Genomic DNA, 22008 nt, shown 5'->3' with positions numbered 1-22008 from the left:
CCGAGCCCGAGCAGTGCTGCGAGTCGAGCCGCCAGCGGACCACAGGTCTACGCTGGCGGCATGACCGCTGCCCCGTCGCCGGATGTCGACGCCTACTTCGCCGAGCTCGAGCATCCACTGCGGGATGCGGCGGTCGGCCTGCGGGGGCTGCTGCTGGACGCGCATCCCGACGTCGTCGAGAGCATCAAGTGGAAGTCGCCGAACTACAAGGTCGCCGACGACTTCGCGACCCTCAACCTCCGGCGCCCGAAGGCCGTGCAGCTCGTCCTGCACACGGGCGCGAAGGTGAAGCCAGCGCACCCGGAGGTCGTCGTCGACGACCGCTCGAAGCTGCTCGCGTGGCGGGGCCCGGGCCGCGCCGTCGTCTCGTTCGCGAGCATGGCCGAGTTCGAAGATGCGCGGGGCGCACTCGCCGAGCTCGTGAAGGCCTGGGCCGCGCAGGTCGAGGCCTAGCTATCTTGGCGGAGCTGTCCTGGCCTCGCCGTCTTGGTCTCGCACCCCTGAGCTACCGCGCCGACGTGTAGCTGTTGCCCGCGGCTGGGGCGCCGCCGAAGATCTGGTCGATCGTCACGAGCACGAACCCCCGGTCGTGGAGGCCTGTGAGGATCTCGGGCACCGCGTCGACGGTCGAGTCGTGGATGTCGTGCATGAGGATGATCGACCCGGCCTCCGCCTCGTTCGCGCCGCGGTCGACGAGCGTCTCGTGCGGCGGCCCCTCCCAGTCGAGGGTGTCGATGTCCCACAGGATGGCCGGCATGCCGAGCTTCGTGAGGACCCGCGCGTCGAGGTCGCCATACGGGGGCCTGAAGACGCTCGGCCGTTCGCCGGTCGCGGCCGCGATGGCGTCGTTGGTCTTCTTGACCTCTTCCTCGATCTTCTTGTCGTCGAGGGTCGTGAGCCGCGGATGCGTCCACGAGTGGTTGCCGATCTGGTGGCCGTCGTCGTCGATCTGCCTCGCGATCTCTGGGTGCCGCTGCACGTTCGGGCCGACGAGGAAGAAGGTCGCGGTCGCGTCCTGCTCCCGCAGCTGCCCGAGGAGCGTCTCCGTGATCGGCGCGGGGCCGTCGTCGAAGGTCAGGGCGACGCACGGGAACAGCGTGCAGTCGACCTGGCGGTCGCCGGCGAGCGGCCGCTGGCCCGCGACGAGCGGCTGCGGGGTCGCCGAGGCGGCGACGAGCTCGCGGCCGAGGTCGGTGAGCATGGGGGCTGCCAGTTCCGCGCCGATGTGGATGCTCGGGAAGCGGTGCGAGATCGGCTCGCCGACGACGAGCGTGGTCTCGCCGTCAGGAGAGACGGGAGGGGATGCGTTCGCACCGCCGGATACGTCCATCTCAGGGGTGAGGAGACCCGCGGGGATGCCGATGCGCAGTCCACCGTCCGGTGTGGGCGTGACGTCGGCGAACCCCTGTGCGAGCACGGCCGCGTTGGTGTCGCTCGGCGCCGCGACCTGCGTATCCCAGAGGGCGCCGAGTTCTCGCCGCGCGGCGAGCACGAGCTCGTTCCAGATGGCCAGTGCCGCGTCCGCCGTGATGACGTCGGCGCCACCGGCTTGCTGCGCCGTCGCGGTGTCGGCGAAGAAGACGAAGCTCTCGTCTCGGGTGACCGCTGGGGCTGCTCCCGCGGTTCCCTCGACGACCCGGACGCGCTCGCCGAACTCGCTGCCGCTGGCGACGACGATCTCGCACGTGATGACGAGCGCCTCACCGGCCGTGGCGCCGCCCTGGGCGAGCACCTCAACGGCCGGCATGCTGCTGGAGCCCGCCTCGCAGCCGCGACTTCCGAGCCCAGCTCCCGCTGCCGCGGCCTCCGGCTCGTAGACGGTGCCGAGCCTCGTCGCGAAGGTGCCGACCGCGTCGATGACCAGCGAGCGGACACGCGTGTTCAGATCGGCCTGCCCTGGCACTTCCGTCCACCTCGCGTCGACGGCGGGTGCCGAGTCGCGGATGCGGTAGTGGTCCAGGGGCGTGGCCCCGGCTTCCGCGCCGGCGACGTCACCGACCGCCTCGTCGAAGCTCGTCACGGCCGCGCGAACGGGCGGCTGCCAGGCCAGGTCGGGAGCGGGGGCGCACGCCGAGAGCGCGAGGGCCGTGGCCGTGAGCATCGCGACCGCGAGCAGGCGCCGCACAGGGCGCGGCTGTGTGCTGGGCTGCCGCGAGCGCCATCGACTGCGCGTCACGCGGCCGACCCGCCGATGCTCTCGAGGATCTGGGCGATGGCGGGGCGATACCGGTCGAGGTCGTCTGCACTGGCGCTGAACCGTACCGCAGCGTTCGGCGAGGTGGCACCAGCGCTCGCAACGGCCGCGGAGCCGACCATCACGCCGGGAGCCCCTTGTCCTTCTGCGGCAGCCTGCCCGTACTCGTAGCTCGCGTGGCGCACGGAGAGCCCCTCCTTCGGCACCTCGTCGATCCAGAAGAGGCTTCCGACGTCGGCGGCCATCGCGCCCTCTGGCACCAGCCCGTCCTCGGCAAGCGCCTCGCTCACCTCACCTGCTGCGGCTTCAGACGCATCCACCATCGACTGGGGCTGGGACGGCACTTGGAGGGTGATCTCGAGGCGCGCATCCGGACTGCGGAGCGTCACGACGTCGGTGCCGAAGTAGTGGGGCAGGATGACCCACCCTGCCGGTGCGACGACCGCGACGGCCGACTCGTCGCTGCCGACGGTGACCGTCTCGTCGGTCTCCGCGGCGCGGCTCGTGGCCTGCGTGAGCAGCGCGCCGCCGAAGAAGAAGCCGAGCACCGCGAGCGCGGCCACGAGAACGACGCCGAGCGCGACGTACAGCCAAGGGCTGCTGCGTGTGCGCTCGGGAGCGGCACCGTGCGAGAACGTCATCGTGGCCTCCGGGCTGGGGGCGGGCAGGTGTCACCAGGCTACTGACTCGACGCGCGTTCCGCCCCGCCCAGGGCTGACTCTCCCCGCCCAGGGCTGACTTGTGGTTGCTTGCGAAGCGCGGGAACGACCACAACTCAGCCCTGGGCGCGCGGGAGGCGTTCGCGCAGCGCCGCGAGCAGGACTGCGAGCCCGAGCTCGAACGAGCGCTCGATGCGCTCGGGGCCCGACCCGGAGTCGGCGAGGAGCCTTCCGAAGAGCCGAGTCGGCGCATCCGGCTGCCAGACCTGTTCCGGTGACGCCAGCTCGAGGCCGAAGCCGATCGCGAACGCGTCGATCATGCCGATGAGCGTGACGATGTCGTCGTCGGGGAAGCCCCCGGCCTGCAGCGCGACGGCGAGGTCATCGTAGGCCTCGATCACCGAGGAGCTCGTGATGGTCTTCCCGATGAGGAACGGCAGCAGCGCCGGATGGTCGGCGTACATGCGCCGCTGGAGCCGCACGACCTCCTCGACGTACTGGTCCCATGCCCGCTGCTCCGGTGTTGCCCGGTAGCGATCGACGAGCCGACCGCGCATGAGCTCGACGATGTCGTCGAGTCCCGCGATGTGCTTGTAGAGCGAGGACGGCCGCACCTCGAGCTTGCGCGCGATGGCGTTGACGCCGAACGGCTCGCCAGCTTCGACGAGCTGCAGCCCGGCGTCGGCGATGCGGGCCGGGGTGAGCCCGACGATCCTGCGTCCCTCCATGGCTCGCCCCTTCACCTCGTGCACGTGTGTTGGCCTCCCCGTCGTGTTGGTCGAGGAAAATGCTCCGGATGCCTTCCGCTCGGCTCCGTCTCCGTGCATACTAGCGAACACCATTCGCTGGCGAATGGTGTTCGCCAAACGCACGGCGCGCCGGAACCTGTTCACAGCAGCAGGACGCACGCCGAGAACCCAGACCCATGGAGCCCCATGACCACTGCAGCCGAACTCAGCACGCGAGTGCCCCTGCGCCTCGCGCCGGCCTCTGCGACGTTCGCCATCGCGATCGCCGGCTACCTGGCCGTGAACCTGTCGCCGTACATGATCACCGCGGCACAGACGGCGGTCGGCCTCGACGTGCTCGCCGCGAGCTGGCTCGTCACGGGCACGCTCCTCCTGACCGCGGTCGCCGGCCTCGCCGCCGCCGGCCTCTGCGCGGGCGCGCGCCGCCATGAGGTGGCCCGCATCGGTCTCACCGTCGCGACGCTCGGGTTCCTCGCCGCGGCCCTCGTGCCGTCACTCACGATCCCCGGCCTCCTCGTCGGCGGCATCGGCGCCGGCGGAGCGGTTGCCTCGGCCGGAGCGGCGATGGCGTCATTCCGGAACCCGGACCGCGTGGCCGGCTGGAACGGCTTCACGAACCGAGGCGTCATCTCGATCGTCCTCGCGACCCTGCCCCTGCTCGGGCTCGCGCCGCTCAACGTTTTCGGCTCGCTCGCGCTCTTCTCGGCCATCGGCCTGGTCATGACGAAGTGGCTCCCCCGCGTTCCCCTGCTCGACGCGGATGCCGCACTCGGAACAGCTGGCGCCGCGACGGGCGAGGCGATGCCGATCGAGATCCCGCCGACCGGCGCAATCCGCACGCAGAGCGCCGCGTCGTCGCGCCTGCTCACGGTGAGCGGCTTCGGCCTGCTGGTCGTCTTCGCACTCTGGGCGGTCAGCGAGGACTCGCTCTGGGCCATGATCGGCATCATCGGCGCCGAGACGAGCGGCCTGACCCCGGAGGGGCTCGGCATCGCGCTCTCCGGCGCCACCGCGGGCGGGCTCCTCGGCTCGCTTGCGCTCATGGCCGTCGGCAACCGCCTCGGCCGGGCCGTGCCCCTCATCGTGCTGCTGGTGCTCGGCGGCATCCTCAAGATCGTGCAGGGCACGCTCACCGACGAGGCGGCGCTCATCGTGGCGTTCATCGCCTGGAACTCCATCTACGCCGTCGCGTATATGTACTTCCTCTCGACGGCGGCGGCGCTGGATGCTCGCGGCCGCTGGTCCGGCCCGCTCCTCTCCGTCTATCTCGTCGGCTCGGCCCTCACTCCCCTCGTCGGGGCCAGCCTCAGCGAGACGCTCGGCGCGCAGGGCTTCACGCTCGCGCTCGGCATCACGAGCTTCGTCCTGGCCGTCCCCACCGGCATCATCGCCGCCATCTCGACCCGCACCGAACGTTCCACCCCGATCCTCACGGAGGCCAACGCATGACCACCACCCTGTACTCGAATGCCCACGTCTTCCAGGGCCCCGCATCCGGGACCGCAGCGGATGCACCCGCCCCGACGGCGTTCGTGGTGCGCGACGAGGTGTTCGCGTTCGTCGGCGACGAAGCCGGCGCACGAGCTTTCGCCGCGCATCCGGATGAGACGGTCGACCTGCGCGGGCAGCTTGTGCTCCCCGGGATCACCGACGCGCACACGCACCTCGTGATGATGGGCGAGGCCCTCGGGCAGGTGGGGCTCACGGATGCCCGCAACCTCGGTGAGATCCAGCGCCTGCTGGCCGAGGCCCGCGCCGCGGACCCTGATGCCCGCGTCCTGCGGGGTCGCGGCTGGCTGTTCGACTCGATCCCGGGCGGCGCCCCGACGGCCGCGATGATCGATGAGGTCGTCGCCGATGTGCCCGTGTACCTCGACGCGAACGACTACCACTCCTGCTGGGTCAACAGCGCGGCCCTGCGCGAGCTCGGCATCACCCGCGACACCCCTGACCCGAGCGGCGGCCGCATCGGGCGGGATGCGGACGGGGAGCCGAACGGCATGCTGTTCGAGACAGCCGCGGTCGAGTACGCCTGGGCGCAGCGTGACGCCGCGATGACCGACGCCGACCGAGACGTCGCCGTCGAGCGCGTGCTCGCCGCGTACAGCGCAGTCGGCGTGACGGGGGTCGTCGATATGGCGCTCAACGAGGTCGCGCTCGACGCACTCCGGCGCGCGGCGGACCGACGGGGCGGCACCCTCCCCCTGCGGGTTGCGGCGCACTGGCTCGTCTCCAATACCGACGACGACGCCCAGAACTTCTCGCAGGTCGAGCGTGCCGAGGAGCTCTCGGCCCAACATGCCTCGCCCTGGTTGCGCGTGGTCGGCATCAAGCTCATCCTCGACGGAACGATCGACGCCTGCACGGCGGCGATGAGCACGCCGTACGCCGACGGGTCGAACGCCGATGCCATCTGGCCGGCGGGCCGACTGTTCCCCGTGGTCGCGGCGGCGGATGCGGCCGGCCTGCAGATCGCGATGCACGCCATCGGAGACGCGGCGAGCAGCATGGCGCTGGATGCACTCGAGCACGCGTTCGAGGCCAACGGCGAGCTTCCGCGCCGACACCGGATCGAGCACCTCGAGTACGCGGCGCCCGGCACCGCCGAGCGCATGGCGGCCCTCGGGGTGACGGCATCCATGCAGCCCGTGCACGCTGACCCGGCGGTGCTCGGCAACTGGATCGCGCAGCTCGACGACGATCGAGTCGAGCGGGGCTTCGCCTGGCACGAATACGAGGACGCCCAGGCGACGCTGGCGTTCTCGACGGATGCGCCAACCGCCCCGTACGGTCCGCTCGCCAACCTCTACATCGCGGCGACCCGCGAGTCTGCCCTCGACCCGAGCTACTCGGCGGCTCGCCTCGACCGCACCGTGCCGATCGAGCGCGCGCTGCTCCACGCGACGCGGGACGCAGCCGCCTCCGTCGGCGACGCGAGCTGGCGCGGCGAGATCCGCGAGGGCTCCGCCGCCGACTTCACGGTCGTCGACACCGACGTGCTCACCGAGCCCGCCGCGAGTCTGCTCACGGCGCGGACGGTGCTGACGGTCGTCGGCGGGCGGGTGACGTTCGAGGCGTGAGGCTGCGCCGACGCCGGACGTGGCGGCGCAGAGACGAGCGCTCAGCCATGCGCGAGCGGACTAGGCCACCATCGGCGCAGACCACACAGGCAAAACGCTCACCTCACCTAGGCCATATAGACCTCACGCCGATGACCAGCGTGAACGATCACCACGGTCAAGACGTCATCCTGGATGCGATACAGCACTCGGTAGTCACCCGTTCGCACTCGCCACTCCGGGCGTCCGGAGAGTCTCTTGGCGGCAGGTGGTCGTGGATCCTCTGCGAGCAGCTCAACCGCTGCCTGGATGCGACGCTTCGCTTCCGGTGGGAGCTTCTTGATGACTCTGGCCGCCGCCGGGAGGACCAGGATCCGGTAGCTCACGGAGCGAGACCGAGGTCACGCTTGACGACTTCCCACGGGACCGGCTCCTCACCCAACGCCTCGGTCTCCTCCCACGCAGCGTCCACTGCGCGAATATCGGCCAGCTCTTCGGCGTCCTCGAGGAGCTGCTGAAGCTGTGCGGCATCGATCACCGCGGCGACAGGCCGGTTCCGCCGAGTCAGGTACACCGGTTCGAGGCGCGCATCGTCGATGATCGAGGCCAGGCGGGCACGGGCATCGGTGATAGCTATCTGACTCATGTCGACAGGGTACGCCTCATCGACTGAAACGTACAGAATGCTCAGCTACTTACAAAGTAGCGCGAAAATCCCCGAGTGGATCCGAACTTCCCCTACCCGAGCAGCTCCACCCCAGCCTCCGCGACAACCGCCCGCACCTCGTCGAGGTAGCGCTGCGCCTGAGCGGTGAGGGGGATCGCGGAGTGGCCGATCCAGCCGATCTCGATGCGCTCGTCCACGTCGAGCGGGACGGCGACGATGCCCGGGTCGAGGTCGTCGCTGATGATGCCCGTCGAGATCGTGTAGCCGTCGAGGCCGATCATGAGGTTGAAGATCGTCGCGCGATCGGAGACGCGGATCTCCTGCTTGCTCGACAGCGTGGAGAGGATCTCCTCGGCGAAGTAGAAGGAGTTGTTCGCGCCCTGGTCGAAGGTGAGCCGAGGCAGGCCGGCGAGGTCGTCGAGCGTCGCGCGCGCCTTCGACGCGAGCGGGTTCCTCCGGGAGACGAAGATGTGCGGCTCCGCGAGGAACAGCGTGTGGAACGCGAGGCCCGACTCCCGCAGCAGCTTGTCGATGACGTTCCGGTTGAACTCGTTCCGGTAGAGGAGGCCCAGCTCGCTGCGGAGCGTGCGCACGTCCTCGATGATGTCCCACGTGCGGGTCTCGCGCAGCGAGAACTCGTACTCGGCCGCCCCGGTGCCCTTGACCATGCGGACGAACGCGTCGACCGCGAACGAGTAGTGCTGCGCGGACACCCCGAGCAGGCGACGCGAAGGCGGGCGACCGAGGTAGCGCTGCTCGAGCAGCTCCACCTGCTCGACGACCTGCTTCGCGTACCGCAGGAACTCCGTCCCGTCGGTCGTGAGCGAGACGCCGCGGGCAGAGCGGACGAGGAGCGCGCGGCCCACCCGGGTCTCGAGGTCCTTCATCGCCGCAGACATCGTCGGCTGCGCGACGAACAGCATGTCGGCGGCGGCACTGATCGACCGTTCGGCGGCGACCTCGACGAAGTAGTGCAGCTGCTGCAGAGTCACGCCGTTCGATCGCCGAGTCATAGCCGAAGCCTATAGTGACGCATAGTTGCGTCGAATTACTCGATGGCCGCGAATCGCCTGCACAATGGACGCATCCACGCCCACAGGCCGACCGGCCTCTCGACTCCCGGATTGGCCTCACATGGCGAACGACATCACGTTCAACATCACCACCACGCGCTTCGACGAGCACTACGCGCCGTCGGAGAGCTCCCGCATCACCACGAACTTCGCCAACCTGGCCCGCGGCGAGCACCGTCAGCAGAACCTCCGCAACGCCCTGACGATGATCGACCGTCGCTTCAACGACCTCGCCCGCTGGGACAACCCGACCGGCGACCGCTACACGCTCGAGCTCGACATCATCTCCGCGTCGCTGCAGTTCGACGACGAAGGCGACGACCGCGAGTTCCCCCTGCTCGAGGTCCTCGACATCGGGATCGTCGACCGGTCGACGGGCGAGCACCACCAGGGCATCGTCGGCAACAACTTCTCCTCCTACCTCCGCGACTACGACTTCAGCGTGCTGCTGCCGTCGGCAAACGCGGGCGGTGGCGGATTCTCCCTGCCCGACGGCTTCGGCGAGCTCCACGGCAAGCTGTTCCAGCACTTCCTCGACTCGGCCGCCTACCAGGCGCGGTTCCCGAAGTCGCCCGTCATCTGCATCAGCGTCTCGACGAGCAAGACGTACACGCGCACCGACAACCACCACCCCGTCCTCGGCGTCGAGTACCGGCAGGACGAGTACTCCCTGACCGACCAGTACTTCGGCAAGATGGGGCTGCAGGTCCGCTACTTCATGCCCCCAGGCAGCGTCGCCCCGCTCGCGTTCTACTTCCGCGGAGACCTGCTCAGCGACTACTCCACCCTCGAGCTCATCGGCACGATCAGCACGATGGAGGCGTTCCAGAAGATCTACCGACCCGAGATCTACAACGCCAACTCCGCCGCCGCGAACATCTACAGCCCAACACTCGACCAGCAGGACTTCTCCCGCACCGAGATCGCCTACGACCGCGAAGAGCGCAGCCAGCTCGCCATCACCCAGGGCCGCTACACCCAGGAGCACTTCGTGAAGCCGCACGGCGACGTGCTCGACGCCTGGGCCGCCGGCTACGCCGTCTCCGCTCGATGACCCAGAAGGATCGACGAATATGAACAACCTCCTCCCCGTCGCAAGCGTCGGCAGCCTGCCCAAGCCGTCCTGGCTCGCGAAGCCAGAGGTGCTCTGGTCGCCCTGGGAGCTCGAAGGCGCGGCGCTTGTCGAGGGCAAGCAGGATGCGCTTCGCATCGCCGTCCAGGAACAGCGCAATCGCGGCGTCGACATCATCAGCGACGGTGAGCAGACCCGCCAGCACTTCGTCACGACCTTCATCGAGCACCTCGAGGGCGTCGACTTCGAGAATCGCGAGACGGTCCGCATCCGCGACCGCTACGACGCGAGCGTGCCCACCGTCGTCGGAGCCGTGAGCCGCAAGCAGCCCGTCTTCGTCGAGGACGCGAAGTTCCTGCGCCAGCAGACCGACCAGAAGATCAAGTGGGCGCTCCCCGGACCCATGACGATGATCGACACCCTCTCCGACCGCCACTACAAGAGCCGCGAGAAGCTGGCGTGGGAGTTCGCGACGATCCTCAACCAGGAGGCCAAGGAGCTCGAGGCCGCCGGAGTCGACATCATCCAGTTCGACGAGCCCGCCTTCAACGTCTTCTTCGACGACGTGCAGGACTGGGGCGTCGCAGCTCTCGAGCGTGCCGCGGAGGGCCTTGGCGCTGAGACCGTCGTGCACATCTGCTACGGCTACGGCATCAAGGCGAACAACGACTGGAAGGCCACCCTCGGGGCGGAGTGGCGTCAGTACGAGAAGACGTTCCCGCTCATCCAGCAGTCGTCCATCGACATCGTCTCCCTCGAGAGCCAGCACTCGCACGTGCCCATGGACCTCATCGAGCTGATCCGCGGCAAGAAGGTCATGCTCGGCGCAATCGACGTGGCGAGCGAAGAGATCGAGACCCCGGACGAGGTCGCAGACACCCTCCGCAAGGCGCTCCAGTTCGTGGATGCGGACAAGCTCATCGCGAGCACGAACTGCGGCATGGCTCCCCTGCCGCGAGACGTCGCCTACGGCAAGTTGAGCGCACTGTCGGCGGGAGCCGCCATCCTCCGCGCCGAGCTCAGCTGACCACCGTCGCCTGAGCCGGACTTTCGGGGCGGGGTGCGCTGGTCGGAGACGACTTACAGGCGCCCCGCCCCGAGTCGTCCGTGCGACGCCTCGAGGTAGCAGTTGCCGCACATCGACTCGTAGCTGACCTCGCCCTGGTCGATCGCGACCTGGCCGCCGTCGAACACGAACTCACCGGCGACGCGGCGGCCGTTGAAGATGGCCTTCCGCCCGCAGCGGCAGATCGTCTTGAGCTCCTCGAGCGAGTGCGCGATCTCGAGCAGCCGCTGGCTCCCGGGGAACGCGACGGTCTGGAAGTCGGTGCGGATGCCGTACGCGAGCACCGGGATGCCGTCGAGCACCGCGATGCGCAGCAGCTCATCGACCTGCCAGGTCGTCAGGAACTGGGCCTCGTCGACGAGCAGGCATGAGATCGGCTGACCGTCAGCGACCAGCGCAGCCAGCTGCTCGCGGGGGCTGTCCTCGACACCCACGAGGATCTCGACGCCTCTCGTCATCCCGAGGCGCGACGAGATCTCCCCCTCGACCTTCGTGTCGATCGCCGGCTTCGCGAGCACCACCCGGTGCCCGCGCTCCTCGTAGTTGAACGCCGCCTGCAGCAGCGCCGTCGACTTGCCCGAGTTCATCGCCCCGTAGCGGAAGTACAGCTTGGCCATGGTCCTCCTCGTTTCAGGGCTGAGCCCGGTCGATCGTACCCGCACGGCGCGCATCCGCCCACCTCGTGACACCGTTCGCGGGATACGACAGCTCAGAGCCGCTTGACCATCTCCAGCTCCCGCTGCCGCCGATCGAGCGGGTAGGGGATGGTCGAGCCGGTCGCGACGAAACCGCGCCGCTCGTACGCGGCCCTCGCCCGCGCGTTGTCCTCGTGCACGTGCAGCATGAGCCCGGACGCCCGCGAGCTGGCCCACGCCTCGACCTCGGCGAGCAGCGCATCCGTCACCCCGGCCGCCGCCCCGCGGAAGGCGCTCGCCACGTACACGCTGACGAGCATCGGCCACGGCTCGTCTCGGAAGGAAACGCACCCCATGGTGCCGACCCAGCGGCCGTCGTCGAGCACCGCGACGAGCGAGATGCCGTTGGCGGCATCGCCCCGCGCGCCCCTCCGCCGCCACTCCGCCTCGTCGTGCCCGAGCGCCTCCTCGAGGGTCTCCGTGTAGGCAAGCGGAGTGTCCTGAAGCATCTCGAGCCGGATCTCCCGCACCTCGTGCCAGTCGTCTGGCGTCGTCGCGCGAATCGTGAACGGAGCTGAGGTCATCGCCTGAGCGTACCCGCCGTGCGGCGTTCACCGACGGCCCCTATCGTCGGCCTGACGAGCAGGCGAACAGGCGCTGCGCACAGGAGCGGAGGCGGGCGGATGCAGCAGACGGCGGAGCCGAGGAAGGTCGGCACGGTCGGCGCGACGGCGATCGGCGTCTCCGCCATGCTCGGCGCCGGCGTCTTCTCCGCGTTCGCTCCGGCGGCCCAGGCGGCCGGCAGCTGGCTGCTGCTGAGCCTCGGCGTCGCGCTGGTCGTCGCCGCGAGCAACGCAGCATCGACCGCGCAACTCGCGCGTCAGCATCCAGGAGCGGGTGGCGTGTACCTCTACGGGCGCGAGCATCTCGGCGAGTGGCCAGGCTTCCTCGCCGGCTGGGGCTTCGTGATCGGCAAGACCGCTTCGGTCGCGGCCATGGCCATCACGGCCGCCGCGTACCTCGTGCCTGAGCCGTTCGCACGGCCGGTCGCACTCGCCGTGCTGCTCGCCGTCACCGCCGCCGGCATGTTCGGCATCACGCGGACAGCGGCCATCGCGACGATCATCGCCGGCGTCGTGATGCTCGGGCTCGTCGCAGTCCTGGTCACGGCGCAGCTCTCGCCGCCGCTCTTCGGCTCCGCGTCCGGAAGCGATGCCCAGTTCTCGGCCAGCGGCGTCCTGCAGGGCGCAGGCATCCTCTTCTTCGCCTTCGCCGGCTACGCCCGCGTCGCGACGCTCTCCGAGGAGGTCCGCGATCCGCGGCGCACCGTGCCAAGGGCGATGCTGCTGTCCTTCCTCATCGTGAGCGTCATCCTGGCGATGCTCGGATGGGCGCTCCTGACAACGCTCGGCCCGGGCAGGCTCGCGCTGACACCGGTTCCGATAGCGGCCCTCGTCGAGACCCAGCCAGCCGTCCGGGCCGCGGTCGGCATCCTTGCCGCGGTCGCCTCGATCGGGGCACTCTCGGCCGTGCTGGCGGGGAGCTCCCGGACGGCGATGGCGATGGGCAGACGACACGAGCTGCCCGGCCCGCTGGCGCGCCAGCATCCGTCGACCTCGGTGCCCCGGGTCGCGGTGCTCGCCGTCGCGGCCGGCGCCGCGCTGCTGATCTGCGTCGGTGACATCCGCGAGGTCATCGGGTTCTCCAGCGCTGGAGTGCTCGTCTACTACCTGGTCGCGAATCTCAGTGCCCTCACGCAGGTGAGGGAGTACCGCAGCGTTCCGCGCGCCGTCTCCGCGCTCGGCGCCCTCGGCTGCGTCGTGCTCGTCGTGACGCTGCCCCCGCTTGCGCTGGCGTCGGCGCTCGGAGTCCTCCTCGTGGGCGTCGTCGTGCGCCTCGCGCTGCGCCGCCGATCCGACCAGGGCTGACGCAGCGAAGCCGCCCCGCGGGTGCGGAACGGCTTCGGTGGCGTGCGTTGGCCGCCTCGGGGCTGCCCGAGCGCGTGGCCTAGTGCGCGTTGAGCTCAAGCGCCTTCGCGCTGGCCGCCTGCGTTGAGTCGGCGAGCTCGGCCGAATCGTTGACGTCGGTGCCGAGGCTCGGTACGAGCGCCTCGAGCTTCGGGGCCCATTCGGCCTTCTTCTGCGGGTAGCAGCGACCGAGCAGGTCGATCATGACCGGCACGGCGACGGATGCTCCGGGGGATGCCCCGAGCAGGCCGGCGATCGAACCGTCCTTCTTGGCCACGACTTCCGTGCCCATCTGCAGGATGCCGCCGCGCTTCGGGTCCTTCTTCATGACCTGCACGCGCTGCCCCGCCGTGATGAGGCGCCAGTCGGCGGGGTTCGCCTCCGGGAAGAACTCCTGCAGCTGCTCGAACTTCTTGTCCTTGCTCGCGAGCACCTGGCCGACGAGGTAGGTGACGAGGTCGAAGTTGTCCTTCGCGACTGCGAGCATCGGGATGAGGTTGTGCGGGCGCAGCGACTTGACGAGGTCGAGGTAGCTGCCCGTCTTCAGGTACTTGGGGCTGAAGCCCGCGTACGGCCCGAACATGAGGGCCGGCTTGCCGTCGACGACACGCGTGTCGAGGTGCGGCACCGACATGGGCGGGGCGCCGACGGATGCCTTGCCGTAGACCTTCGCGAGGTGCTTCTCGACGACCGCCGGGTTGTCGGTGCGCAGGAACTGGCCGGAGATGGGGAAGCCGCCGTAGCCCTTGATCTCGTCGATGCCAGACTTCTGGAGCAGCGGAAGCGCGCCGCCGCCTGCCCCGACGAACACGAAGCGCGCACGGGTGACGTTCTTGCGGCCCTTCTGCTCGCCGGCACGCTGCTGCGTCGCGATCTGCCAGATGCCGTCGCGCTGCTGGCGGAGCGCGATGACCTCCGTATTGAGGCGCAGCACGGCGCCCCGGTCGACAAGACCCTGCACGAGCTTGTGCGTCAGCGCACCGAAGTCGACGTCGGTTCCGGCGGCGACGCGCGTCGCGGCGACCTTCTCGCCCGACGGGCGCCCCTCGACGAGCGACGGCGCCCACGCCTTGATGACCTCGAGATCGTCGGAGAACTCCATCGTCGAGAAGAGCGGCTCGCTCTTGAGCAGCTCGAAGCGGCGACGCAGGAACTCGACGTTCTCGGCCCCTCGAACGAACGTCATGTGCGGCACGGAGTTGATGAACCCGGACGGCTCGGGCAGCTCGCCCGCCTCGACGAGCGAGGCCCAGAACTGACGAGACACCTGGAACTGCTCGTTGATCTGGATCGCCTTGGACGCGTCGATGACGCCGTCCTTCTCAGGCGTGTAGTTGAGCTCGCAGAGCGCCGCGTGCCCAGTTCCCGCGTTGTTCCACGGGCTCGAGCTCTCCTGAGCGAGCCCGTCGAGTCGCTCGATGATCTTGATGCTCCACTCCGGCTCAAGCTTGTTGAGAAGCGAGCCGAGGGTGGCACTCATGATGCCCCCGCCGATCAGGACGACGTCGTAGATCTTCTGTGAATCAGTCACCGAGACAGTCTACGTCCGAGGCAGATGCACGTCCGCTTCGAGGATGCACGTCAGTCGTCACATTCTGAGTTTTTTGCCGTTTTCGAATGCAATGGCCACCACGGGCGTGTTCCGCCGCGGCATTCTCGGCGCCAGACGCAAGAACGGACGCCCCCGAGAGGGCGTCCGTTCTGTGCGGAAGAGGCGGTCGTCAGGCCTTGGCGGCGACGAGCTCGGCGATCTGCACCGCGTTGAGCGCTGCGCCCTTGCGGAGGTTGTCGTTCGAGATGAACAGCGCGAGACCGCGGTTGCCGTCGACCGACTGGTCCTGGCGGATGCGGCCGACGAGGCTCGGGTCGGCGCCGGCAGCCTGCTGCGGCGTGGGCACGTCCACCAGCGCGACGCCCGGCGCCGCAGCGAGCAGCTCGCGCGCACGGTCAGGCGTGAGCGCGTCGGCGAACTCGGCGTTGATCGACAGCGAGTGGCCCGTGAAGACGGGGACGCGAACGCACGTTCCGCTCACGCGAAGCTCGGGGAGGCCGAGGATCTTGCGGCTCTCGTTGCGCAGCTTCTGCTCTTCGTCCGTTTCCTCGGATCCGTCGTCGACGACCGACCCGGCGAGGGGGATCACGTTGAAGGCGATGGGGGCGACGTACTTGTCCGGAGCCGGGAACTCGACGGACGAACCGTCGTGCACGAGCCCGAGGAGCGCTTCCTCGCCCTGCGAGACCGCGGCGACGGCCTGGCCGGACAGCTCACGGGCACCCGCGAGGCCGGAGCCAGACGTGGCCTGGTAGGTCGAGACGACGAGGCGCTCGAGACCGGCCGCCTCGTGCAGCACCTTGAGGACGGGCATCGCGGCCATGGTCGTGCAGTTGGGGTTCGCGATGATGCCCTTCGGCGGCGCGACGATGGCCTCCGGGTTGACCTCGGAGACGACCAGCGGCACCTTGGGGTCGCGGCGCCACGCGCTCGAGTTGTCGATGACAACCGCGCCGGCGGCGGCGAAGCGCTCGGCCTGCGCGCGCGACGTGGTCGCCCCCGCGGAGAAGAGCGCGATGTCGATGCCGCTCACGTCGGCGACGGCGACGTCTTCGACCGTGATGTCCTCGCCGCGGAACGGGAGGGTCGTTCCCGCCGAGCGGGCGGAGGCGAAGAAGCGGATGCTCGCGACGGGGAAGTCGCGCTCCTCGAGGAGGGTGCGCATGACGGCGCCGACCTGGCCGGTCGCACCGACGACGGCGACGTTCAACTTGGTGCTCATGAGTGCTCTTTTCTGCTCAGCCGCGTCAGCGGCCGGTGCCTGCGTAGACGACAGCCTCGGCGTCGCCGTCGAGGTCGAAGGCGGTGTGGATGACGCGGGTGGCCTCGGTGACGAGGTCGGCCTGCGTGATGATCGAGATGCGGATCTCGGACGTGGAGATCATGTCGATGTTGATGCCAGCATCCTTCAGCGCCGTGAAGAGCTTCGCCGTCACGCCGATGTTGGTGCGCATGCCGGATCCGACCAGCGAGATCTTCCCGATGTCCTCCGTGAGACGCAGCGACGCGTAGCCGATCTGCTCGCCCTCCGCGGCGACGGCGTCGAGCACGCGCTGCGCGTCGGCCTTGGGGAGCGTGAAGGAGATGTCGGTGACCTTCGTGTCCTGCTCGGACACGTTCTGCACGATCATGTCGATGTTCGCGCCCTGCTCGGCGACGATCGTGAAGATCGCAGCCGCCTTGCCTGGCACATCCGGAACCCCCGCGATGGTGATCTTGGCCTGGCTCAGGTCGTGGGCGACACCCGCGATCATTGCTGCTTCCACTTCGTACTCCTCTTCCCGGTCTGGGTTGTAGACGATGGTGCCCTCGTGGTCGGAGAACGACGAGCGGACGTGGAGCGTGACTCCCTGTCGGCGTGCGTACTCGACCGCGCGGATGTGAAGGACCTTCGCACCCGAGGCGGCGAGCTCCAGCATCTCCTCGCTCGAGATGTAGCTCAGCTTGTGCGCCTTGGGCACGATCCGCGGGTCGGCGGAGAAGACCCCGTCGACGTCGGTGTAGATCTCGCAGACGTCGGCGCCGAGCGCCGCGGCGAGGGCGACGGCGGTCGTGTCCGATCCTCCGCGCCCGAGCGTGGTGATGTCCTTGGAGTCGCGGTTGAAGCCCTGGAAACCGGCGACGATCGCGATGGCGCCCTCGTCGAGCGCCTCGCGCACGCGCACCGGGGTGACGTCGACGATGCGGGCATCGCCGTGCGTGGAGTCGGTGATCATGCCCGCCTGGCTGCCCGTGTAGCTCCTGGCGTCCATGCCGAGGTCCTTGATCGCCATCGCGAGGAGTGCCATCGAGACGCGCTCTCCGGTCGTGACGAGCATGTCGAACTCGCGCGCATCCGGGATCGTCGCGATCTGGTGGGCGAGGTCGATGAGGTCGTCCGTCGTGTCGCCCATGGCGGAGACAGCCACGACGACGTCGTTCCCTGCTCGGCGGGTCTCGACGACTCGACGGGCCACTCGCTTGATGCTCTCGGCATCGGCGACCGATGATCCGCCGTACTTCTGGACGATCAGACTCACGTGTCGTGTCTCCTCCGGTTCGGGATGCGCGTCGAGCCTCGCTCGCGCGCCACAAGCTCCCATCCTATCCGGCGGGGGCATGCGGTTCCTAGCGCGGGTGCCGTTCGTTTCCGTTGATTGCGGGGCGGTGACCGACTGACGACACTGCTCGCGCAAGTCGCTGGCGCCGCGCGGTCGCGCCGACCTGCTCAGGGACCCACAGACCCGCCGACCCACTCGCCCGCTCATCCCGTCGAGAGAGTTGTGGGCGGATGCGGTCAACAACGCGCGCAACCGCACCTACCCACAACTCTGCGCCGCGCGGAGTCGCACCGACCCGCTCAGGGCCCCACCGACCCGCAGACCCACTCGTCCGCTCACCCGCAGACCCGCAGACCCACTCACCCACCCATCCCCTCGAGAGAGTTGTGGGCAGATGCGGTCAGCAACACGCGCAACCGCACCCACCCACAACTCCTCACCGCGCGGCGTCGCACCGCCCCACTCAGGGCCCCACCGACCCGCAGACCCAATCGCCCGGTCACCCGCAGACCCACTCACCCGCTCACCAACTCACCCACCCATCCCCTCGACAGAGTTGTGGGCGGATGCGGTCAACAACACGCGCAACCGCACCCACCCACAACTCTGCGCCGCGCGGAGTCGCACCGCCCCACGCAGGGCCCCACCGACCCGCCGACCCACTCGTCCGCTCACCCGCAGACCCGCAGACCCGCCGACCCACTCACCCGCTCATCCCCTCGAGAGAGTTGTGGGCAGATGCGCTCGACAACGCGCGCAACCGCACCAGCCCACAACTCTGCGCCACCCGGGTGGAGGTGGCAGGTTCAGGGGCGGCAGAAGTGAGGCCAGCAGGGCGAAGCGGAGGGGCGCGGCGGAGCGGGGTGGCAATCAGCGGCGGAGCAGGCGGCGCGGCCGGCGCTGACGCGACTGACGGCGGGACCGGCGGAACTCGCCAGTCCGCCGCGCGACGGTCAGTCGATGGCGCGGCGGCCGGAGAAGGCGCGACCGAGGGTGATCTCGTCGGCGTACTCGAGGTCTCCTCCGACGGGGAGGCCGGAGGCGAGCCGGGAGACGGGCACGCCGATGCTTGTGAGGAGCCGGCTCAGGTACGACGCCGTGGCGTCTCCCTCGAGGTTCGGGTCGGTCGCGACGATGACCTCCTTGACCTCCCCCGATTCGAGCCTGGCCAGGAGGGTGCGGATGTTCAGGTCATCCGGACCGATGCCCTCCATCGGATTGATGGCGCCGCCCAGCACGTGGAAGAGGCCGCTGAACTCGCGGGTGCGCTCGATGGCGGCCACGTCCTTCGGCTCCTCGACGACGCAGATGACGGTGCGGTCGCGACGCGGGTCGCGACACACGTTGCACTCGGGCCCCTCGCTGACGTTGCCGCAGACGGTGCAGAACTGCACTCGCTCACGAACGGTGGCGAGGATCTGCGCGAGCCGCGACACGTCGAAGGACTGCGTCTGCACGATGTGGAACGCGATGCGCTGCGCGGACTTGGGACCGACGCCCGGCAGGCGCCCGAGCTCGTCGATGAGGTCCTGGATGATGCCTTCATACATGGCTCAGTTGCTCCGACCTTCGGATGATGGTGCACGCACGGCTCAATAGCCCCCGTCTTCAGGTGGTGGTGGTGCGGAGAAGTCGTCCTCAGGCGGCAGCTCGGCGGCCTCGGGTTCGGGCACGATGATGTCCTCGCCGATGAAGCGTGCGCCGAGGCGCTCGCGAACGATGGCCTCACCGTAGCGCTCGACGCCGGGAATCACGGGTGCGCTCGCGACGCGCTGGGTGCGCTTCGGGGCTGGCGCTGCCACGGGAGCTGACACCTCGTCGTCCACAGGTGCCGCCTGCACCGCGGGTGCTGCGCTCGTGGTCGCCACCGCACCCGGGGCGGATGCTGCGGGCACGCGAGGCGTCGAGCTCGCGCCCGAGGCAGGGCCAGACCCGGGGATGGCCGCGGTAGCCCATCCGGAACCGGGGCCGTCGTCGGGAACCGACTCCTGCCCGGGGATCTTCGCGACGGTCCAGTTGAGGCCGCTCGGCGAGGACGAGGCCTTCGCCGGAGGGGTCGTGGATGAGCGCTCGGAGGTCGTTGCGGTCGCTGTCGCGGTCGGTGCAGCCGTGGACTGCTCTCGCGAGGTGCCGGCGGTGCGAGTGTCCGCCGCTCGAGCTTTGGCTGGAGCTGCAGCCGGTGCCGGGTCGGGCTCCGCTGGTGCCGGCGCCGGCTCGTCGCCGCGGCTGGGAGCCTGGCCTCCTCCTGGCGCGCCGGCGCCGCCCGCTCCGCCTGGTCGCTGCGGCTGGAACTTGACGGTGATGCCGAACATCTCCTGGATGGCGGTGCGCAGCACGGCGCTCGGCGCGTCGGCTGCGCCTCGTTCGCCGCGGAACTGATCGAGCACGGCGCGCGACGGCACCTCGAAGACCAGGAGGTCGCCGACGAGATCGCGCGGGTGCACCGACTGGGCGACGCTCCAGGCGTGTGTGCCACCGAGGTCGCGCATGCGCTCGAGCAGCGTCGGCCAGGCGTCACGCAGTTGCGCGAATACGGGCGGCTCAGCGGATGCTCGCGCGGCCGTGGCGTGCGGGACCGGAGCCGGCTCGCGGGCCTCGCCGGGTGCGGGTTCCCGCGCGGCGGTGAGGTCCGGTGCAGAGACGGGGGCCGGCGTGGAGACGGGGGCCGGCGTGGACTCGGCTTGGGCTTCAGGCGCAGACTCGGGTTCAGGCGCAGACTCCGCGACGGGCGGAGCGGGTGGCTCGTCCTCGGCAGGGGCGTCGGCGTCCGCCGGCGCTTGGCCGTCGAAGGGCGCTTCGGCCTCGGCCGTGCGACCCGCGTCGGGCTCGGGCTCGGGCTCGGAGTCCTTGCTCGCTTCACCGACGGGGGCCGGCGTGGTCTGCTCCTCGATGGGCGCGGAGGGAGGCCCCGCGTCCACGGCCGGTTCGGCCGAGGGCTCGGTCGGCGGCAGCACCACCGGAGCCGGAGCCGATGCAGGTGTAGGTGCGGACGCCGCTGGAGCCGGCGAGGCCGAAGCTTCCGCCGGAGTCGTTGCCGAGGCTGCGGGAGCGCCGGAGCTCGAGGTCGCCCCAGACCCTGGGGTCGCGGCGGCCCAGGACGCGGCGGCGAGACGCGCCGCAGACGCCGTGTCGGGCTCCCCGGCGGCAGGCGCGGCAGCGGGAACCGGTGGCACCACGGCCTCGTTCGGCGCACGGTCGGCAAGCGACTGCGACTGCGACGGCTGCGTCGCGTGGGCTGCGGCTGGTTCGGACCTTGAGGCAGGCGCGCCCGCCTGCGGAGCTGCGGCAGGCGCATCCGCTGGCGCCGACGCGGCGGAACCAGCGGCCGGCGCGGTGGCACCCGAGGCGGCAGGGGCGGCGAGACGCTTCGGCGACGTGCCCGGCGCATCCGCGACGGCGAGCAACGTGCCGCTGTCGATGAAGTCGGCCCGCGACGCGACGAGGATCCGCGCGACGAGCAGCTCCAGGTGCAGCTTCGGCGAGGTCACCCCGCTCATGTCGGTGAGGGTCTCGTTGACGAGGTCGGCGATGCCCGTGAGTGCGGCAGGCGAGAATCGACCGGCCTGGACGCGAAGCGCCTCGACCTCGTCCGCTCCGAGCCCGCGAAGCACTGCGCCGGCACCGGGACCCGTGGCCTTGGCGACGATGAGGTCACGCAAGCGCTCGAGCAGGTCCTCGACGTAGCGGCGAGGGTCTTGGCCGGACTGGATGACGCGGTCGACCGCCGTGTAGGCAGCGGCAGGGTCGGCGTCGGCGAAGGCATCGATCGACTCGTCGAGCAGCTCCTGGCCGGTGAAGCCGAGGAGGGCAGCGGCGCGCTGGTAGCCGAGGAGACCCGTCTCGGAGCCAGCGATGATCTGGTCGAGCAGCGAGAGCGTGTCTCGGGCAGAACCGCCACCGGCACGCACGACGAGGGGCAGCACGCCGGGCTCGGCGGTGACGCCCTCGCTGGTGCAGAGCTCTTCGACGTACTCGAGCATGAGGGCCGGCGGGATGAGCCGGAACGGGTAGTGGTGCGTGCGCGAGCGGATCGTGCCGATGACCTTCTCGGGCTCGGTCGTCGCGAACACGAAGCGCACGTGCTCCGGCGGCTCCTCGACGACCTTGAGCAGGGCGTTGAAGCCGGCCGAGGTCACCATGTGCGCCTCGTCGATGATGAAGATCTTGTAGCGGTCGCGGCTCGGCGCGAGGATGGCGCGCTCCCGCAGCTCGCGAGCGTCTTCCACGCCACCGTGACTGGCGGCGTCGATCTCGAACACGTCGAGCGAGCCTCCGCCGTCGCGCGCGAGCTCGACGCACGACTGGCAGACACCGCATGGCGTGTCGGTCGGCCCCTCCGCGCAGTTCAGGCAGCGGGCGAGGATGCGCGCGGAGCTCGTCTTCCCGCACCCTCGCGGGCCGGAGAACAGGTAGGCGTGATTGACACGACCGGTGCGCAGCGCGGTCATGAGGGGTTCGGTGACCTGCGACTGCCCGATCATCTCGGCGAAGTTCTCAGGCCGATAGCGGCGGTACAGGGCTGTGGCCATGCGCACCATCGTAGACGCCACCACCGACATCGGGCGCGCCGCGGACCGTCCCTATCCGCACCGTGGGGCTCACAGCGCGCGCAGACTCTCTCCCTCCCAGCCAAGTGGCCCCGAAGCAGCGCCCCTGCCGAAATCGCTGCCAGCCAAATGACCCTTCAGAGGCACCCTTCAGAGGCACCCTTCAGCGGCAAATCGGCGGGCAGCGATCACTCTCCGACGACGCGGGGGCGTGGGAGGCAGGGCGCG

General features: G+C 69.8%; 19 protein-coding genes. 6 read left to right on the top strand and 13 right to left on the bottom strand.

Annotated features, from left to right (window positions below):
- Window positions 1-60: 60 nt before the first annotated feature.
- Window positions 61-453, top strand: coding sequence for a DUF1801 domain-containing protein (locus C5E06_RS03290; RefSeq protein WP_104305988.1), 393 nt, complete (start codon window positions 61-63; stop codon window positions 451-453).
- A gap of 52 nt (window positions 454-505) precedes the next feature.
- Here C5E06_RS03290 and C5E06_RS03285 read toward each other — a convergent pair whose 3' ends face one another.
- The 3 genes from C5E06_RS03285 to C5E06_RS03275 all read right to left on the bottom strand — a co-directional run bounded on the left by C5E06_RS03285 (window position 506) and on the right by C5E06_RS03275 (window position 3581).
- Window positions 506-2125: a polysaccharide deacetylase family protein gene (locus C5E06_RS03285; RefSeq protein ID WP_104305987.1), complete on the bottom strand. Its 1620-nt coding sequence runs from the start codon at window positions 2123-2125 to the stop codon at window positions 506-508.
- 47 nt (window positions 2126-2172) lie between these two features.
- A complete protein-coding gene (locus C5E06_RS03280) occupies window positions 2173-2835 on the bottom strand; it encodes a hypothetical protein (protein WP_104305986.1) in 663 nt (220 codons plus the stop codon).
- A gap of 134 nt (window positions 2836-2969) precedes the next feature.
- Window positions 2970-3581 (bottom strand): TetR/AcrR family transcriptional regulator, encoded by a 612-nt coding sequence (locus C5E06_RS03275; RefSeq protein ID WP_181062876.1) that lies wholly within the window; start codon window positions 3579-3581, stop codon window positions 2970-2972.
- A gap of 207 nt (window positions 3582-3788) precedes the next feature.
- Between C5E06_RS03275 and C5E06_RS03270 the strand changes: the two genes are divergently transcribed.
- Both C5E06_RS03270 and C5E06_RS03265 read left to right on the top strand, forming a co-directional pair.
- Window positions 3789-5051, top strand: a complete 1263-nt coding sequence (locus tag C5E06_RS03270; RefSeq protein ID WP_146081289.1) for an MFS transporter — start codon at window positions 3789-3791, stop codon at window positions 5049-5051.
- Entirely contained in the window at window positions 5048-6682 is a 1635-nt protein-coding gene (locus C5E06_RS03265) for an amidohydrolase (RefSeq protein ID WP_104305983.1), read from the top strand. The genes C5E06_RS03270 and C5E06_RS03265 overlap by 4 nt, the downstream gene beginning before the upstream one ends.
- 107 nt (window positions 6683-6789) lie before the next feature.
- Here the strand turns inward: C5E06_RS03265 and C5E06_RS03260 are convergent, their stop codons facing one another.
- The 3 genes from C5E06_RS03260 to C5E06_RS03250 all read right to left on the bottom strand — a co-directional run bounded on the left by C5E06_RS03260 (window position 6790) and on the right by C5E06_RS03250 (window position 8341).
- On the bottom strand, window positions 6790-7047 hold the full coding sequence (locus tag C5E06_RS03260) for a type II toxin-antitoxin system RelE/ParE family toxin (RefSeq protein ID WP_104299731.1): 258 nt from the start codon (window positions 7045-7047) through the stop codon (window positions 6790-6792).
- Complete coding sequence (locus C5E06_RS03255; protein WP_104243203.1) at window positions 7044-7307, bottom strand: type II toxin-antitoxin system Phd/YefM family antitoxin; 264 nt, start codon at window positions 7305-7307, stop codon at window positions 7044-7046. Before C5E06_RS03255 ends, C5E06_RS03260 begins: the two co-directional genes overlap by 4 nt.
- A gap of 92 nt (window positions 7308-7399) precedes the next feature.
- Window positions 7400-8341: a LysR family transcriptional regulator gene (locus tag C5E06_RS03250; protein WP_104243205.1), complete on the bottom strand. Its 942-nt coding sequence runs from the start codon at window positions 8339-8341 to the stop codon at window positions 7400-7402.
- A gap of 121 nt (window positions 8342-8462) precedes the next feature.
- Here C5E06_RS03250 and C5E06_RS03245 point away from each other — a divergent pair, with 121 nt between their 5' ends.
- Both C5E06_RS03245 and C5E06_RS03240 read left to right on the top strand, forming a co-directional pair.
- Complete coding sequence (locus C5E06_RS03245; protein ID WP_104305982.1) at window positions 8463-9455, top strand: DUF1852 domain-containing protein; 993 nt, start codon at window positions 8463-8465, stop codon at window positions 9453-9455.
- Between the two features lie 19 nt (window positions 9456-9474).
- Window positions 9475-10500 carry a methionine synthase gene (locus C5E06_RS03240; protein WP_104305981.1) on the top strand — a complete coding sequence of 342 codons (1026 nt, stop codon included), beginning with the start codon at window positions 9475-9477 and terminating at the stop codon, window positions 10498-10500.
- 53 nt (window positions 10501-10553) lie between these two features.
- On the opposite strand, the gene C5E06_RS03235 is transcribed toward C5E06_RS03240, so the two are convergent.
- Together C5E06_RS03235 and C5E06_RS03230 are read right to left on the bottom strand one after the other, a co-directional pair.
- Window positions 10554-11156: a thymidine kinase gene (locus C5E06_RS03235; RefSeq protein WP_104305980.1), complete on the bottom strand. Its 603-nt coding sequence runs from the start codon at window positions 11154-11156 to the stop codon at window positions 10554-10556.
- 92 nt (window positions 11157-11248) lie between these two features.
- A complete protein-coding gene (locus C5E06_RS03230; RefSeq protein WP_104305979.1) occupies window positions 11249-11758 on the bottom strand; it encodes a GNAT family N-acetyltransferase in 510 nt (169 codons plus the stop codon).
- A gap of 99 nt (window positions 11759-11857) precedes the next feature.
- On the opposite strand from C5E06_RS03230, the gene C5E06_RS03225 reads away from it, so the two are divergent.
- A complete protein-coding gene (locus tag C5E06_RS03225) occupies window positions 11858-13102 on the top strand; it encodes an APC family permease (RefSeq protein ID WP_104305978.1) in 1245 nt (414 codons plus the stop codon).
- A gap of 79 nt (window positions 13103-13181) precedes the next feature.
- Here C5E06_RS03225 and C5E06_RS03220 read toward each other — a convergent pair whose 3' ends face one another.
- The 5 genes from C5E06_RS03220 to C5E06_RS03195 form a co-directional block, all read right to left on the bottom strand.
- The gene (locus C5E06_RS03220) at window positions 13182-14672 is read right to left on the bottom strand and encodes a malate:quinone oxidoreductase (protein WP_104305977.1); all 1491 of its coding nucleotides are present in this window, start codon (window positions 14670-14672) and stop codon (window positions 13182-13184) included.
- Window positions 14673-14862: 190 nt separating this feature from the next.
- A complete protein-coding gene (locus C5E06_RS03215) occupies window positions 14863-15915 on the bottom strand; it encodes an aspartate-semialdehyde dehydrogenase (RefSeq protein ID WP_104305976.1) in 1053 nt (350 codons plus the stop codon).
- Between the two features lie 25 nt (window positions 15916-15940).
- Window positions 15941-17212, bottom strand: a complete 1272-nt coding sequence (locus tag C5E06_RS03210) for an aspartate kinase (RefSeq protein ID WP_104305975.1) — start codon at window positions 17210-17212, stop codon at window positions 15941-15943.
- Window positions 17213-18186: 974 nt separating this feature from the next.
- Complete coding sequence (recR, locus tag C5E06_RS03200) at window positions 18187-18783, bottom strand: recombination mediator RecR (protein ID WP_068476612.1); 597 nt, start codon at window positions 18781-18783, stop codon at window positions 18187-18189.
- Between the two features lie 42 nt (window positions 18784-18825).
- Window positions 18826-21762 (bottom strand): DNA polymerase III subunit gamma and tau, encoded by a 2937-nt coding sequence (locus tag C5E06_RS03195; protein WP_104305974.1) that lies wholly within the window; start codon window positions 21760-21762, stop codon window positions 18826-18828.
- Between the last annotated feature and the right edge of the window lie 246 nt (window positions 21763-22008).

The organism is Pseudoclavibacter sp. RFBI5, from assembly GCF_002931395.1.
GTDB lineage: Bacteria > Actinomycetota > Actinomycetes > Actinomycetales > Microbacteriaceae > Pseudoclavibacter.
The sequence above is the reverse complement of the archived record's forward strand: the minus strand, read 5'-3'. Positions and strand labels throughout refer to the sequence as shown.